At 70.8% G+C, this 14,349-nt stretch carries 13 protein-coding genes; 2 read left to right on the top strand and 11 right to left on the bottom strand.

Annotated elements, in window-relative coordinates:
• Positions 1–96 precede the first annotated feature (96 nt).
• A complete protein-coding gene (locus ABZ951_RS26820; RefSeq protein ID WP_344096966.1) occupies positions 97–1,266 on the top strand; it encodes a betaine/proline/choline family ABC transporter ATP-binding protein in 1,170 nt (389 codons plus the stop codon).
• 144 nt (positions 1,267–1,410) lie between these two features.
• On the opposite strand, the gene ABZ951_RS26825 is transcribed toward ABZ951_RS26820, so the two are convergent.
• The 6 genes from ABZ951_RS26825 to ABZ951_RS26850 all read right to left on the bottom strand — a co-directional run bounded on the left by ABZ951_RS26825 (position 1,411) and on the right by ABZ951_RS26850 (position 6,747).
• The gene (locus tag ABZ951_RS26825; RefSeq protein WP_344096964.1) at positions 1,411–1,905 is read right to left on the bottom strand and encodes a DUF3180 domain-containing protein; all 495 of its coding nucleotides are present in this window, start codon (positions 1,903–1,905) and stop codon (positions 1,411–1,413) included.
• A 90-nt stretch (positions 1,906–1,995) separates the two neighbouring features.
• A complete protein-coding gene (folK, locus tag ABZ951_RS26830) occupies positions 1,996–2,589 on the bottom strand; it encodes a 2-amino-4-hydroxy-6-hydroxymethyldihydropteridine diphosphokinase (protein WP_344096961.1) in 594 nt (197 codons plus the stop codon).
• On the bottom strand, positions 2,586–2,945 hold the full coding sequence (gene folB / locus ABZ951_RS26835; RefSeq protein WP_344096958.1) for a dihydroneopterin aldolase: 360 nt from the start codon (positions 2,943–2,945) through the stop codon (positions 2,586–2,588). Before folB ends, folK begins: the two co-directional genes overlap by 4 nt.
• 358 nt (positions 2,946–3,303) lie before the next feature.
• Positions 3,304–3,810, bottom strand: a complete 507-nt coding sequence (locus ABZ951_RS26840; protein WP_344096956.1) for a nuclear transport factor 2 family protein — start codon at positions 3,808–3,810, stop codon at positions 3,304–3,306.
• The gene (folP, locus tag ABZ951_RS26845) at positions 3,807–4,715 is read right to left on the bottom strand and encodes a dihydropteroate synthase (RefSeq protein ID WP_344096954.1); all 909 of its coding nucleotides are present in this window, start codon (positions 4,713–4,715) and stop codon (positions 3,807–3,809) included. Before folP ends, ABZ951_RS26840 begins: the two co-directional genes overlap by 4 nt.
• Before the next feature lie 172 nt (positions 4,716–4,887).
• Positions 4,888–6,747 (bottom strand): phosphatidylglycerol lysyltransferase domain-containing protein, encoded by a 1,860-nt coding sequence (locus tag ABZ951_RS26850; protein ID WP_344096952.1) that lies wholly within the window; start codon positions 6,745–6,747, stop codon positions 4,888–4,890.
• A gap of 169 nt (positions 6,748–6,916) precedes the next feature.
• On the opposite strand from ABZ951_RS26850, the gene ABZ951_RS26855 reads away from it, so the two are divergent.
• Positions 6,917–8,026 (top strand): alpha/beta hydrolase-fold protein, encoded by a 1,110-nt coding sequence (locus ABZ951_RS26855; RefSeq protein WP_344096950.1) that lies wholly within the window; start codon positions 6,917–6,919, stop codon positions 8,024–8,026.
• 114 nt (positions 8,027–8,140) lie between these two features.
• On the opposite strand, the gene folE is transcribed toward ABZ951_RS26855, so the two are convergent.
• From folE to ABZ951_RS26880, 5 genes are all read right to left on the bottom strand, one after another.
• Positions 8,141–8,746 (bottom strand): GTP cyclohydrolase I FolE, encoded by a 606-nt coding sequence (gene folE / locus ABZ951_RS26860; RefSeq protein ID WP_344096948.1) that lies wholly within the window; start codon positions 8,744–8,746, stop codon positions 8,141–8,143.
• Positions 8,747–8,884: 138 nt separating this feature from the next.
• Positions 8,885–10,879, bottom strand: a complete 1,995-nt coding sequence (gene ftsH, locus ABZ951_RS26865; protein ID WP_344096946.1) for an ATP-dependent zinc metalloprotease FtsH — start codon at positions 10,877–10,879, stop codon at positions 8,885–8,887.
• Positions 10,880–11,139: 260 nt separating this feature from the next.
• Positions 11,140–11,679, bottom strand: coding sequence for a hypoxanthine phosphoribosyltransferase (gene hpt, locus ABZ951_RS26870; protein WP_116215820.1), 540 nt, complete (start codon positions 11,677–11,679; stop codon positions 11,140–11,142).
• 88 nt (positions 11,680–11,767) lie between these two features.
• Entirely contained in the window at positions 11,768–12,799 is a 1,032-nt protein-coding gene (tilS, locus tag ABZ951_RS26875) for a tRNA lysidine(34) synthetase TilS (protein WP_344096944.1), read from the bottom strand.
• A 189-nt stretch (positions 12,800–12,988) separates the two neighbouring features.
• Positions 12,989–14,143 (bottom strand): zinc-dependent metalloprotease, encoded by a 1,155-nt coding sequence (locus ABZ951_RS26880; protein WP_344096943.1) that lies wholly within the window; start codon positions 14,141–14,143, stop codon positions 12,989–12,991.
• Between the last annotated feature and the right edge of the window lie 206 nt (positions 14,144–14,349).

Consider the following 14,349-nt stretch of genomic DNA (forward strand, 5'->3'; position numbering starts at 1 on the left):
GGTTACCAGCGACCCTAACCCCGGGCACTGACATTCGAGTCCGGCGCCACACAACGGCAACAATGTCGGGAGGCAGAACGGCCAGAATGGGGAACCATGATCCGCTTCGAGCACGTCAGCAAGCGCTACGCCGACGGCACCACCGCCGTGGACGACCTGTCCTTCGAGGTGGCCGAGGGAGAGCTGGTCACGCTCGTCGGGCCGTCGGGCTGCGGCAAGACCACGACCATGAAGATGGTCAACCGGCTCATCGAGCCCACCAGCGGCCGGATCTTCCTCGACGGCGAGGACATCGCCTCGGTCGACCCGGTCGAGCTGCGCCGCCGGATCGGCTACGTCATCCAGCAGGTCGGCCTCTTCCCGCACAAGACGGTGCTGGAGAACACCGCGACCGTCCCGCACCTGCTGGGCTGGCAGCGCAAGAAGGCCCGCGCCCGCGCCGCCGAGCTGCTGGACCTGGTGGGCCTCGACCCGGCCGTCTACGGCGACCGCTACCCCGAGCAGCTCTCGGGCGGGCAGCGCCAGCGGGTCGGCGTGGCCCGCGCGCTGGCCGCCGACCCGCCCGTCCTCCTGATGGACGAGCCCTTCGGCGCGGTCGACCCGGTGGTCCGCGAACGGCTCCAGACCGAGTTCCTGCGGTTGCAGTCGCAGGTCCGTAAGACCGTCCTCTTCGTCACGCACGACATCGAGGAGGCCGTGCGGCTCGGTGACCGCATCGCGGTCTACGGCGAGGGCCGCATCGAACAGTTCGACCCGCCGGCGGCGGTCCTGGGCACCCCCGCCACCCCTTACGTCGCGGACTTCGTCGGCGCCGACCGCGGCCTGAAGCGGCTGTCGGTCACCTCCATCGAGCCCGGCGACCTGGAGCAGCCCCCGGTCCTCCACCTCGACGACCCCGTGGACCGCGCCGCCGCCCGGCTCACCGCCGAGGGCGGCCGCTGGGCCGTGGTCCTGGACCACTCCGACGGCCTGCACGGGTGGGTCTCCGCCGACGCGCTCCACGGTGCCGCCGGCGGCACCGTGGCCGACCACTCGCGCCGCATGGACGCATGGCTGCCCGTGGGCGCCTCGCTCAAGCAGGCGTTCAGCACGATGCTCCAGCACGACGCGGGCTGGATCGCGGTCCTCGACGGCGAACGGGCCGATCACTTCCTGGGCGTCCTCACCCCGGCCCGCCTCCACGAGGCGCTGCGCCGCTCGATCGACGCGGACGCCCGGGGGGCGGCCAGGGCGGATGTGGCTCTGGAGACAGTGGCCGACGCGTAGAGCCTCCGGCGGGGGCCGCCGACGAAACGGGGCGCCTGGTGGGTTCAGGTGTCTGCGGCGCCCTGCCCTGCCGGGGGCGCCTGCGGGCGCGTTGTGGCTGGTCGCGCAGTTCCCCGCGCCCCTTTCGGGGCGCCGCTGCCGTCCCTACGCCGGTGCCGTCCCCGCGTCGCCCCGTTCCTCGTCGTCGTCCTCCGGGAGGCGGCATACGCGCTCCAGGAAGAGGGCCGCGATCACCACGCAGACCCCGGCCACCACCGACATGGCCGCGTAGATCACCTGGTCGCGGCGGATGGAGGTATCCACCCCGTCGATGAGGAGGAAGGCGCCCACCCCGCCGTACATGCCCGCCACCAGTGCCGCGACCAGCGCGCTCGCCTGGCCGAAGACCACCGCGCGGGCCGCGACCAGCGGGTCGACGCCCTTCGCGCCGGGGCGCCGCTCGCGCTGGGCCTTCAGCCGGGAGCGCAGCGAGAGGGCCGTCGCGGCCAGGACGGCGGCGATGACCGCCAGCACGATGGGCGCGGCCACGGGCACGCTCGGCAGCGTGCCGTACGCGTCCCACAGCCGGGCGCCCGCCCAGGACACCACTCCGGCCACGGCGAACAGCCCGGCCAGCACCCTGACCCGCAGTTGCCTCACTGGGCCGCTCCTCCGGAAGATCGAAGCACCGGGCTGTCGCCTCTCATCTCATACGTCCCTCAGCGCACGGAAACTACACCGGCCCAACGCCTACTCGGGCAGTCGGAGTTCCAGGTCGACCCGGGGGGCCACCCCGTCCCGGCCGACGCCGGCCAGCAGCTCGGACACCGGACCGCGCCCGGGGACGACGGCCTCCGGATCCACGTCGTACCACGGCGCCAGCACGAAGGCACGCTCGTGGACGCGCGGGTGGGGCAGGGTCAGCACGGGATCGTCGGAGACGACGTCCTGGTAGCTGACGATGTCGACATCGAGGGTCCGGGGGCCCCAGCGCTCGTCCCGCACCCGCTCGAAGGCTTCCTCGATCGCGTGGCCGCGCTCCAGCAGCGACGACGGCGGGAGCGTGGTCTTCACCAGCACCACGGCGTTGTAGTACGAGGGCTGCGTCCGCGGGTCGACGCCCCACGGCTCCGTCTCGTAGACCGGGGACACGGCCTTGACCCGCAGGCCGGGGGTGTCCTCCAGCGCGTCGATCGCGCCCTGGAGGGTCTCCAGGCGGTTGCCGAGATTGCTGCCCAGGGAGATCACGGCGCGCTGCGGGTTGCTCAGCGTCACGTCGGCGGCGTCCACCTGCTCCATCACGGAGGCGGGCACCGGCTGCACGGTCGGGTCGCTGCTGCTCATACTCGGCTCCGGGTAATAGTGATCGTCACATCGTCAAAAGGCACGGTGATCGGAGCGTCCGGCTTGTGGACGACCACCTCGACCTCCCGTACCGCGTCGTGCTTGAGACACTGCTCGGCGATCCGCTCGGCGAGGGTCTCGATGAGGTCCACGGGCTCGCCCTGGACGACGTCGACGACCTCCTCCGCCACCACGCCGTAGTGCACGGTCTTCGCGAGGTCGTCGTCGGCCGCGGCGGGCCGGGTGTCCAGACTCAGCACCAGGTCCACGATGAAGGTCTGGCCCTCCTCGCGCTCCCGGGGGAACACCCCGTGGTGCCCGCGAGCCTTCAAGCCGCGCAGCGCGACACGATCCACACGAATCACTCCTGCTGGTCGTCGGTATGGCGCGGGCGCACCGCCGCCGGTACGCCGCCCGTCCCCCGCCCTCGGCCGGGGTACCCACTTCGAATCTACCTGCGAGCACCGACAGCTTTCGCACATGAACGCCGAGCGATCCTGCCGATATCTCTCGACATTTCAGGACGAAGGCGGATACCTACGAGAGTGTGGACACTCCGGACAGTACGGACAAGGGCCACCGGTGCCGCCGACCGGCTCGCGCCACGACTGCCCCCGAACCGCGCCCTCCACCCCTACCCTGCGGACGAGCAGCCCGAACGGGTGGCCGCCACCTCCCGGCAGTGACGCACCACACTGACGGGAACCCGCCCGGTCAGGCCCCGGCGCCGCCGTCCGGGCCGGCCGGCCCGTCCGCGGCGTCGGGGCCGTCCTCCTCGTCCTCGCGCCCGGCGAGCACCGGCGAGCCGTGGTGCGACCACACCTTCCACTGCTCGCCGACCCGCCGGAAGACGTTCGTCGCCACGACGAGCTGCCCGACCAGCGGGCCCAGCTCGCCCTCCTCCTCGGCCGGGCCGCCGCTGAGGATGTTCTCCGTGCACGTCACCAGCGCCGTGTCACCGGCCACCGCGACCTCGACGTCCGTCAGGAAGAACTGGATGTAGTCGGTGCTCGCCATGATCAGCGCGTAGGAGCGGAGCACCTCGGCCCGTCCCCGCAGCACCGGCCACCCCGGGTGCACACAGGACACCTCGATGCCGTCAGCGCCGCTGTCGTCCAGCCAGAGCTCCCCCATGGCCGTGGTGTCGCCGCGCTCCACCGCCTCGTACAGGGCGGTGTTGGCGAGCTCGACCCGCTCGCTGTCCGTACGAGCGGGGCTCACACGGCCCCCTCGGCGCCGGCGCCGCGCGCCGTGCGCGCCGCCTCCGCCGCTTCCTCTACGGCCCGCACCACCCGCACCGCGTCCGCGCTCGCCCGGACCTCGTGCACCCGCACCGCCCACGCGCCCTCGCGCGCGGCGATCGCCGACACCGCCGCCGTCGCCGCGTCCCGCTCCCGGGCCGGCGGGGGGCTGCCCTCGTCCCCGGCCAGCACCCGGCCCAGGAACCGCTTGCGGGAGGCCGCCACCAGCACCGGACGGTCCAGCTCCGCCCGGAGCCGGGCCAGCTGGGCGACGAGGGCCAGGTCGTGCTCGGCGTTCTTCGCGAAGCCCAGCCCGGGGTCGATCACCACCCGGTCCGGGTCGACGCCCCCGGCGATCACCGCGTCCAGCCGCTGCCGCAGTTCGGCGAGGACCTCGCCGACCACGTCCGTGTACACCGCGCGGCTGTTCATGTCGGCGCTGAAGCCGCGCCAGTGCATCACCACGAAGGGCACTCCGGCAGCGGCCACCACCGGCACCATCGCCGGGTCCGCGAGGCCCCCGCTCACGTCGTTGACCAGCACGGCGCCGGCCGCGACGGCCGCCTCGGCGACCGAGGCGCGCATGGTGTCCACGGACACCCGCACCCCCTCGCCGGCCAGCCCGCGGACCACCGGGATGACCCGGCGCAGCTCCTCGGCCTCGTCCACCCGCGGCGCCCCCGGCCGGGTGGACTCGCCGCCCACGTCGACCAGGTCGGCACCCCCGGCGACCAGGTCCAGGCCCCGCTTGACGGCCACCTCGGTGTCGAACCAGCTACCGCCGTCGGAGAACGAATCAGGCGTGACGTTGACCACGCCCATCACCGCACAGCGGTCCCACTCCGGCAGACCGACGGGCCCGAATCGACCGCGCAACGTACTCATGCCCACCAGCCTAGGGCGTGCCGCACCGGCCGCGCCGCCCGCCCGGAAGCCGACCGGCGCGTGACCGGCGCGCCCGCCGTACGGCCGGGGTCCGGATACGGCGAAGGCCCCGCCCGGACGAGCCCCGCGAGGGGGCACTTCCGGACAGGGCCTCCCGGCCACCGTCACTCGCTCACGCGGCGCGCGTGACCTCCGAGGCCGAGACCTTCTCGTCGTCGTGCTCGCACGGCTTCGGCTCGGCCGGGCGGCGACGCCAGGGGCGCGGCATCGACAGCGTCACGAAGCCCTCGGCCTGCATCATCGCGAAGCCGATGCGCGGCAGGTCGCGACTGTTGGGGAAGACCACGAAGCGCGGCTCCCAGCGCGGCCGGAACTTCTCGTTGAACTTGTACAGCGACTCGATCTGGAACCAGCGCGAGAGGAAGATCAGCAGCCCGCGCCAGCCGCGCAGCACCGGGCCGGCGCCCAGGCGCTCACCGCGCTCCAGCGCCGAGCGGAACATCGCGAAGTTCAGCGACACCTGCTTGATCTTCAGCTCGGGCGCGGCCTGCAGGGAGGCGACGATCAGCAGCTCGTTCATGCCGGGGTCGGCGCTGCGGTCGCGGCGCATCAGCTCCAGCGACATGCCGTCCGGGCCCCACGGCACGAAGTGCTGCATGGCCTTGAGGTCCCCGTACGGGCCGGGCTCCTCGCCCTCCTCCGGGGCCTTGTGGGCGGTGGCGATGACGGCGTCCAGGTCCTTGGGGTCGCCGATGCGGCCCAGGGCCATGGAGAAGCCGCGCTCGGTGTCGGTGTCGCGCCAGCCGTCGGCGGCCTGCTGGACGACCGCGAGCTCCTCGGCGCTCAGGTCGCCGACGCGCCGCACCTTGGTGGTGTAGCCGTTGCGCTCGATGCGCTTGACCATCTGGCGGACGTTTCGCATCGAGCGGCCGGTGAGGGTGAAGTCGGGGACGTCGACGATCGCCTCGTCGCCCAGCTCCAGCGCGTCCAGGCCGGTCTCGCGGGTCCACACCTCGCCGCCGGTCTCGCTGCAGCCGTTGACGGCGGGCGTCCAGGAGTGGCGCTTGGCCAGGATCATGAACTGCTCTATGGCGCCCGGCCACGCCTCGACGTCGCCGATCGGGTCACCGCTGGCGAGCATGACGCCGGAGACGACGCGGTAGGTGACGGCGGCCTTGCCCGACGGGGAGAAGACGACGCTCTTGTCGCGGCGCAGCGCGAAGTGGCCGAGGGAGTCGCGGGCGCCGTGCTTGGCGAGCAGCTCCCGCAGCCGGTCCTCGTCCTCCTCGGTGAGCACGGCGGCCGGGTGCTCCGGCCGGAAGGCCAGGTACGCGGTGGTCGCGATGGTCAGCAGGCCGAGGGCGCCGAGGGAGTAGCCGACGGTGTAGTCGACGCCACCGGTGTAGCGGATCGAGCCCTCGAAGCCGAAGAGGCCCCAGACGACGTGCTCGATCTGCTCCAGCACCGGCGGGTTGCCGACCATCTTGTCGGCGTGCGAGCCGACGATCACCCAGCCGAGGCCGAAGCTGGCCGCGCCCATGAGGATGAAGTTGGCGAGCGCCTTCCAGCGGCTGCGCGGGTCCGGCAGCGCGGCGAAGGACTTCTTGTGCCGCAGCAGGTAGACGAAGAGCAGCAGCGTCAGCGCGGTACCGAGACGGGAGTGCTGGTAGATCAGCTGCGCGGCGGCGCCGACGGGCAGGACGAGCACGGCGGCCAGCCAGGCGCGCTGCTTGGCGCGCTTGAGGCCGTGGGCGAGCATCAGCAGCAGGATGCCGACGATGATCGAGCCGGCCGCGGCCAGCTGCGTGACGGTGCCGGGGAGCACCTCGGAGAGCGTGTGCATCCTGCTCCACCGGTACCGGGGGACGACCCCGGCCACGATGTCCGCCAGACCGATGAGCGCGGCGACCGTGCCCACGACGGCAGGCACGTTCTCGGGCTTTGGCCCTCTGACGATGCGCCCGAGCCTCGACAGTCGCTGGGTCCCCTCGGGAACCCCATCGGACTTTTTGCCATCTACCCTGACAGACATCTCTTCCCGTCGTCCTGTCGAGTGGACCTGCGCCGTTTGGCGGCAGCGCCCGGACTTTATGCGCCCTGTAGGACGACGGTTTCGGGGTTGAGGTTCCGCCGGGGGCCGAGCCCGGAAAGAAGTAACCATTCCGCGACCCTGTGCCGGGTCGCTCGGCAGAAAGCACCTCATGGGTCTCACCAGCATGGCGGTTCTGCTGCTTGCCATAGCGGCGGCGGTAGTGCTCTTCGCTTTGACCATTTGGCTCTGGCCCCGACTGGGCAAGAAGAGCATCGGGGCCGTTCTCGCCCGGGTGGGCATGTTGCTCGCCACCCAGCTGACGCTCTTCGCGGCCGTCGGCCTCTGGGCCAACCAGTCCTTCGGCTTCTACGGCTCCTGGGCCGACCTCTTCGGTCAGGTCAAGGAAGAGGGCATCGTCGTCGACCACAGCGCCGCGGACAACCGGGTGCAGGTCGTGGGCACCCAGCCGGTCAAGGTGCCGCGCGGCAACGTCCCGCGCGCCGGCGGCAAGATCGAGAAGATCAACATCGCGGGCATCGAGTCGAAGATCAGCGGTCCGGCGTACGTCTATCTGCCGCCGGAGTACTTCCAGCCGGAGTACGCGAAGAAGACCTTTCCCGCCTCGGTCGTCCTGACGGGCTACCCGGGCACGTCCGAGGCCCTCATCAAGGGTCTGGACTACCCGGTGCGGGCGCACAAGCTCGCCAAGGCGAAGAAGATGCAGCCCACCATTCTGGTGATGATGCGCCCCTCCGTCGTGGGCCAGCGGGACACCGAATGCATCAACATACCCAACGGCCCGCAGGCCGAGACCTTCTTCACGAAGGACCTGCGGAAAGCCATCTCCCAGCACTACCGCGTCGGTGACAAGGCCGCGAACTGGGGAATGATCGGCAACTCCACCGGCGGCTACTGCGCCTTGAAGATCGCGATGCGCAACCCCGACGCCTTCGGCGCGGCGGCCTCGCTCTCCGGCTACTACAAGGCCCTGCAGGACCCCACGACCGGTGACCTCTTCGGCGGCAACAAGAAGCTGGAGAAGGAGAACGACGTGCTGTGGCGGCTGAAGAACGTGCCGACCCCGCCCATCTCCGTGCTGGTGACCACCAGCAAGCAGGGCGAGCACAACTACAAGGACACCATGAAGTTCATCGAGGCCGCCAAGGGCTCCGCCCGGGTCTCCTCGATCGTCCTGGACAGCGGCGGCCACAACTTCAACACCTGGCGCCGTGAGCTGAACCCGACGCTCCAGTGGATGGCCGGCCGCCTCCAGGCGTAAGCGCTCCGCAGGCGGAAGTCGGGCGCATTGCCTGCGGGCACATCGTGCCTGGTCGCGCAGTTCCCCGCGCCCCTTCGGGCGCGGGTCGACCACACCGGACTACGCCGAGCCCGTTCAGCGGGCCATGATCAGACTCATCGCCTCGGCGCGGGTGGCGGGGTCCCGCAGCTGGCCCCGCACCGCCGACGTCAGCGTCTTCGCGCCGGGCTTGCGGATGCCGCGCATGGACATGCACATGTGCTCGCACTCGATCACCACGACCACGCCGCGCGGCTCCAGGATCTCCATCAGCGAGTCGGCGATCTGCGTGGTCAGCCGCTCCTGCACCTGCGGCCGGCGGGCGTAGACGTCCACCAGCCGGGCCAGCTTAGACAGGCCCGTGATCTTGCCGCTCGTCGACGGGATGTAGCCGACGTGCGCCACGCCGTGGAAGGGCACCAGGTGGTGCTCGCACGTGCTGTAGACCTCGATGTCCTTGACGAGCACCATCTCGTCGTGGCCCAGGTCGAACGTCGTGGTCAGCACCGACTCCGGCTCCTGCCACAGCCCCGCGAATATCTCCTTGTACGCGCGCGCCACGCGGGCCGGCGTCTCCCGCAGCCCCTCCCGGTCGGGGTCCTCGCCCACGGCGAGGAGCAGCTCCCGTACGGCGCTCTCGGCCCGCTTCTCGTCGAACGCGCCGATGGAGTCCTCGGCGTCCAGCGTCACCGGGTCGGTCATGGGGTTGCCTCGTTCTCTCGTACGTGCACACAGGCCGGGAGCGGCCGGAAATGCGGAATGCCGCGTCCCCAGGCTAAAACCTGGGTGACGCGGCATCCATTCCGGGCCCTGGGTCAGGGACCGGGCCGATCAGCCGGCTCAGACCTCCGGACGGGGCTCGTCCGGGAGGTCGACCGTCTCGACGCTCTGGCCGCCGTTGCTCGGTGCGAGCTCCTTGGGGGAGATCACCGGCGGGCGGGTCGAGGGCGTACGGCGCGAGGAGCCGGTCCACGCCGGGCGGGCCGGGCGCTTCACGATGTGCTTGAAGACCTCGGCGATCTCCTCCTTGTTCAGCGTCTCCTTCTCCAGGAGGGCCAGAACCAGGTTGTCGAGAACGTCGCGGTTCTCGACGAGGATCTCCCACGCTTCGTTGTGCGCGGTCTCGATGAGCTTCTTGACCTCTTCGTCGACCAGGGCGGCGACCTCTTCGGAGTAGTCGCGCTGGTGCGACATCTCCCGGCCCAGGAACGGCTCGCTGTTGTCCGAGCCGAACTTGATCGCACCCAGCCGCTCGGTCATGCCGTACTGCGTGACCATCGCGCGGGCCGTGGCGGTGGCCTTCTCGATGTCGTTCGCGGCACCCGTGGTCGGGTCGTGGAAGACGAGCTCCTCGGCCGCGCGGCCGCCCAGCATGTACGCGAGCTGGTCGAGCATCTCGTTGCGCGTGGTGGAGTACTTGTCCTCGTCGGGCAGGACCATGGTGTAGCCGAGCGCACGGCCGCGGGACAAGATCGTGATCTTGTGCACCGGGTCGGAGTTCGGCGACGCCGCCGCCACCAGGGCGTGACCGCCCTCGTGGTACGCGGTGATCTTCTTTTCCTTGTCGCTCATGATCCGGGTCCGCTTCTGCGGTCCGGCCACGACACGGTCGATCGCCTCGTCCAGCGAGTGGTTGTCGATCAGCTTCTTGTCGCTGCGGGCCGTCAGCAGGGCGGCCTCGTTCAGCACGTTGGAGAGATCGGCACCGGTGAAGCCGGGGGTGCGCCGGGCGACGGCCGAGAGGTCGACGTCCGGGGCGACCGGCTTGCCCTTCTGGTGAACCTTGAGGATCTCCAGGCGGCCCTGCATGTCCGGACGGTCGACGGCGATCTGCCGGTCGAAACGGCCCGGGCGCAGCAGCGCCGGGTCGAGGATGTCCGGGCGGTTGGTGGCGGCGATCAGGATGACGCCGCCCTTGACGTCGAAGCCGTCCATCTCGACCAGGAGCTGGTTGAGGGTCTGCTCCCGCTCGTCGTGACCGCCGCCGAGGCCCGCGCCGCGGTGCCGGCCGACGGCGTCGATCTCGTCGACGAAGACGATGGCCGGGGCGTTGGCCTTGGCCTGCTCGAAGAGGTCACGGACGCGCGAGGCGCCGACACCCACGAACATCTCGACGAAGTCGGAGCCGGAGATCGAGTAGAAGGGGACGCCCGCCTCGCCGGCGACGGCACGCGCCAGCAGGGTCTTGCCCGTACCGGGCGGGCCGTAGAGCAGCACACCCTTGGGGATCTTGGCGCCGACGGCCTGGAACTTCGCCGGCTCCTGGAGGAACTCCTTGATCTCGTGGAGCTCCTCGACCGCCTCGTCGGACCCGGCCACATCGGCGAAGGTCGTCTTGGGGGTGTCCTTGGTGATCAGCTTGGCCTTGGACTTCCCGAACTGCATGACGCGGGAGCCGCCGCCCTGCATCTGGTTCATCAGGAACAGGAAGACCACGACGATGAGGACGAACGGCAGCAACGACAGCAGGACACCGATGAACGGGTTCTGCTTCGACGTCGAGACGTTGTACCCCTCCGGGATCATGTTCTTCTCGGCGTTGGCCTGCAGGGTCTTGGCCAGATCGACACCCTGGATGTCGATGTAGTTGGCCTGGACCTTACTGCTGCCCTTGACCTTCTGGCCGTCCTTGAGCTCGACCTTGATCTTGTTCTCGTCGCCGGTGGTCAGCTCGGCCGATTTCACCTGGTCCTTGGCGATCGCCTGCACGACCTGGCTGGTGTCCACCGACTTGTAGCCGCCGGACGAGCCGACGACCTGCATCAACACGACCACGGCGAGGACGGCCAGCACGATCCACATGACCGGCCCACGGAAGTAGCGCTTCACGTCCATCCATACGGGGCGCGAGCGCCCCGTCCCTCCTGCCACAGTGAGGCACGGCTGCCCCGTGCGGGGTGCCTGTGCGTACGGTGTTCTGCTCGACCTTGCGGTGTAGAAAAAGAATGCTTGAAAAGACTGACCTTCGGACGGTACCCCAGCATTGTCACCTGACGCTGCCGCAGACGGTCAACCAACCCGCCTTCCCATGCTCCAACGGCGGAAACCGTCGGTCGGTTCCCGCCTTGGAGAAAGCCCGTCCGGGGCCGGGGGCCCTAGCCGCCGTAGACGTGCGGCGCGAGGGTGCCCACGAAGGGGAGGTTGCGGTACTTCTCGGCGAAGTCGAGACCGTAGCCGACGACGAACTCGTTGGGGATGTCGAAGCCGACCCACTTCACGTCGATGGCAACCTTGGCCGCCTCCGGCTTGCGCAGGAGCGTCACGACGTTGAGGGAGGCGGGCTCCCGGGAGCCGAGGTTCGACAGCAGCCAGGACAGCGTCAGGCCGGAGTCGATGATGTCCTCGACGATCAGGACGTCCTTGCCCTTGATGTCGGTGTCGAGGTCCTTGAGGATCCGGACCACTCCGGAGGACTGGGTGCCCGCACCGTACGAGGACACGGCCATCCAGTCCATCGTCACGGGGGTGGACAGCGCACGCGCCAGGTCCGCCATCACCATCACGGCGCCCTTGAGGACACCGACGATGAGCAGGTCCTTGCCCGCGTACTCCGCATCGATCTTCGCGGCCAGCTCAGCCAGCTTGGCGTCGATCTCTTCCTTGGTGATGAGCACCGACTTGAGGTCGGTGCCCATGTCCTTGTCGTCCACGCGCCACTCTCGTTTGTTTACGGCTCATCCGGCTTGTTCGAGGAGAGCCAGGGCTCATTCGTGCTCGTTCGAATCAGCCCTGCCGGAGCACCAGTCTGCCACCCTGCCTGCGGACCGCGACGCGCCCGGGCAGATTGATGGCCCCCTGGCCGCGCCAGCCGGTGATCAGCCGGTCGACTTCCTCGATGTGCCGGGCGAAGAGCGAACCGGCCGGTGAGCCCGCCGAGATGGCCGCGCGCCGCAGGACCCGGCGGCGGACGGCGGGGGGCAGCGCGAAGAGCTTGGCGGCCTCCAGGGCGCCGCTGTCGTCCCGCACGGACGGCTCGACGGCGGCGGCCCAGCCGTCGAGGGCGTCGGCGTCGTCCCGGGAGAGCTGGGCGGTGCGGGCGAGGGCCTCGACCACGCCCTTGCCGAGCGCCTTCTCCAGGACGGGCAGCGCTTCGTGGCGGACCCGGGAGCGGGTGTAGGCCGGGTCGGCGTTGTGCGGGTCGTCCCAGACGGGCAGGGACTGGACCATGCACGCCTTGCGGGCGGTCTGGCGATCGAGGCCCAGGAACGGCCTGCGGTAGCGGCCGTCCCTGCCGGAGGCGACGGCCATGCCGGAGAGCGAGCGGATGCCCGAGCCGCGGGCGAGGCCGAGCAGGACCGTCTCCGCCTGGTCGTCGCGGGTGTGGCCGAGCAGGATCGCCGCGGCGCCGTGCCGCTCCGCGGCGGCGTCCAGGGCGGCGTAGCGGGCGTCACGGGCGGCGGCCTCGGGGCCGCCCTCCCTGCCGACGGCGACCGTGACGGCTTCGACGGGGTCGAGGCCGAAGGCGGCCAGCCGGCTGACGACCTCGGCGGCGCGGAGGTCGGAGCCGTCCTGGAGGCCGTGGTCGACGGTGACCCCGCCGGCCCGGATGCCGAGTTTGGGAGCCTCGAAGGCGAGGGCCGAGGCCAGCGCCATGGAGTCGGCGCCGCCGGAGCAGGCGACGAGGACGAGCGGCGGCCGGCCGGTGGCGCCGGACGGGACGGGGGGGACGGATGCGGGTGAGGTGGGGGTGAGGACGTCGTGGAGTACGCGGCGGACCGCCAGGCGTATCGCGGCGACCGCGGGATGTGGACCCATGTCCGTGTGTCCAATCGTTCCATATGGAGATCGTTCGGAGCTGCGCGAGCTTCCAGGCTTCAGTCACGCTGTGTGCGTCGATGGTGACAGAAGCGAGCCATTACCCGAGCATCGCACGCCCACCCCTGGCCCACGGTCCCTCGGACGGGTGATTACGGAGTCGTTCCACCCGGAGGAGGAGCTTCCGCTTCAGGAGTCCGTACGACCGTGCACCCGTGCGACCCAGTCCGCCGGTTTGGCGATCTCCGCCTTGGTCGGGAGCGTGTTCGGGGACGTCCAGACCCGGTTGAAACCGTCCATACCGACCTCGTCGACGACCGCTCGTACAAAACGCTCACCATCACGGTACTGCCGGAGCTTGGCGTCCAGGCCCAACAGCTTGCGCAGCGCCTGGTCCAGCCGGCCCGCGCCGGTCGCCCGGCGCTGCTGGAACTTCTCCCGGATCTCCACGACCGACGGCACGACCTGCGGCCCCACCCCGTCCATCACGTAGTCCGCGTGGCCCTCCAGCAGCGACATCACCGCCGTCAGCCGGGCCAGGATCTCCCGCTGCGCCGGCGTCTGCACCAGATCAACGATGCTGCGCGACTCCCGCTCGCCCTCGCCGTCCTCCGGCCCCCTGCCGCCCACCAGCGCCTGGGCGGCCTCCCGGATCCGCTCCAGCAGCGTCGCCGGGTCGACCTCCGTCTCGCCCAGGAACGCCTGGATCTCGCCCTCGATGTGGTCCCGCAGCCAGGGCACCGCCGTGAACTGCGTCCGGTGCGTCTCCTCGTGCAGGCACACCCACAGCCGGAAGTCGTGCGGGTCCACCTCCAGCTCGCGCTCGACGTGCACGATGTTCGGCGCCACCAGCAGCAGGCGGCCGCCGCCGCCCTCCGCCCCCGGCAGGTCCCGGGTGGCCGGCGCGAACGTCTCGTACTGCCCCAGCACCCTGGACGCCAGGAACGACAGCAGCATGCCCAGCTCCACGCCGGTCACCTTGCCGCCGACGGCCCCCAGGACGGCCCCGCCCGGCGCACTGCCGCGCCGGTTCTGCATCTTCTCCAGCAGCGGCCCCAGCAGGGCCCGGAAACCGGCCACGTTCGCCTTGATCCACCCGGCGCGGTCCACGACGAGCACCGGGGTGTCCACGGCGTCGGGGTCCTCCCCCGGCCCCGGGGGAGGAGGCGACATCCGGGTGAACGCCCGGACGTGCTCCTCCGACGTCTTCGCGTGCCGGCGCAGCTCGGCGACCACCTCGCGCGCCTCGTCGCGGCTGACCTCGGGACCGGGCCGCACCAGCCGGGTCGCGGTCGCCACCGCGAGTTTCCAGTCGACCATCTCGGCACCACCGATGCTCGTCATGGCTTCACGGTACGTGCTGCGCACGGCTTGGGGTTAGGGGTGGTCCTTGTCCGTTGCCGGGTGCGGCGCCGTTGCCCCTGCGGGGGGCGTTGTCCGCTGCGCGGGGCTGTCAATGTGCGGGGGCGGGCCTCCGCGGGCCTGTTGTCGGGGCTGCTTCGCTTTACGCCCCGACAACAGGCCCGCTCCGACCCACCCCCTTACGTGAG

Origin of the sequence: Streptomyces sp. NPDC046215 (genome assembly GCF_040646215.1) — a bacterium.
Taxonomy (GTDB): Bacteria; Actinomycetota; Actinomycetes; order Streptomycetales; family Streptomycetaceae; genus Streptomyces; species Streptomyces stramineus.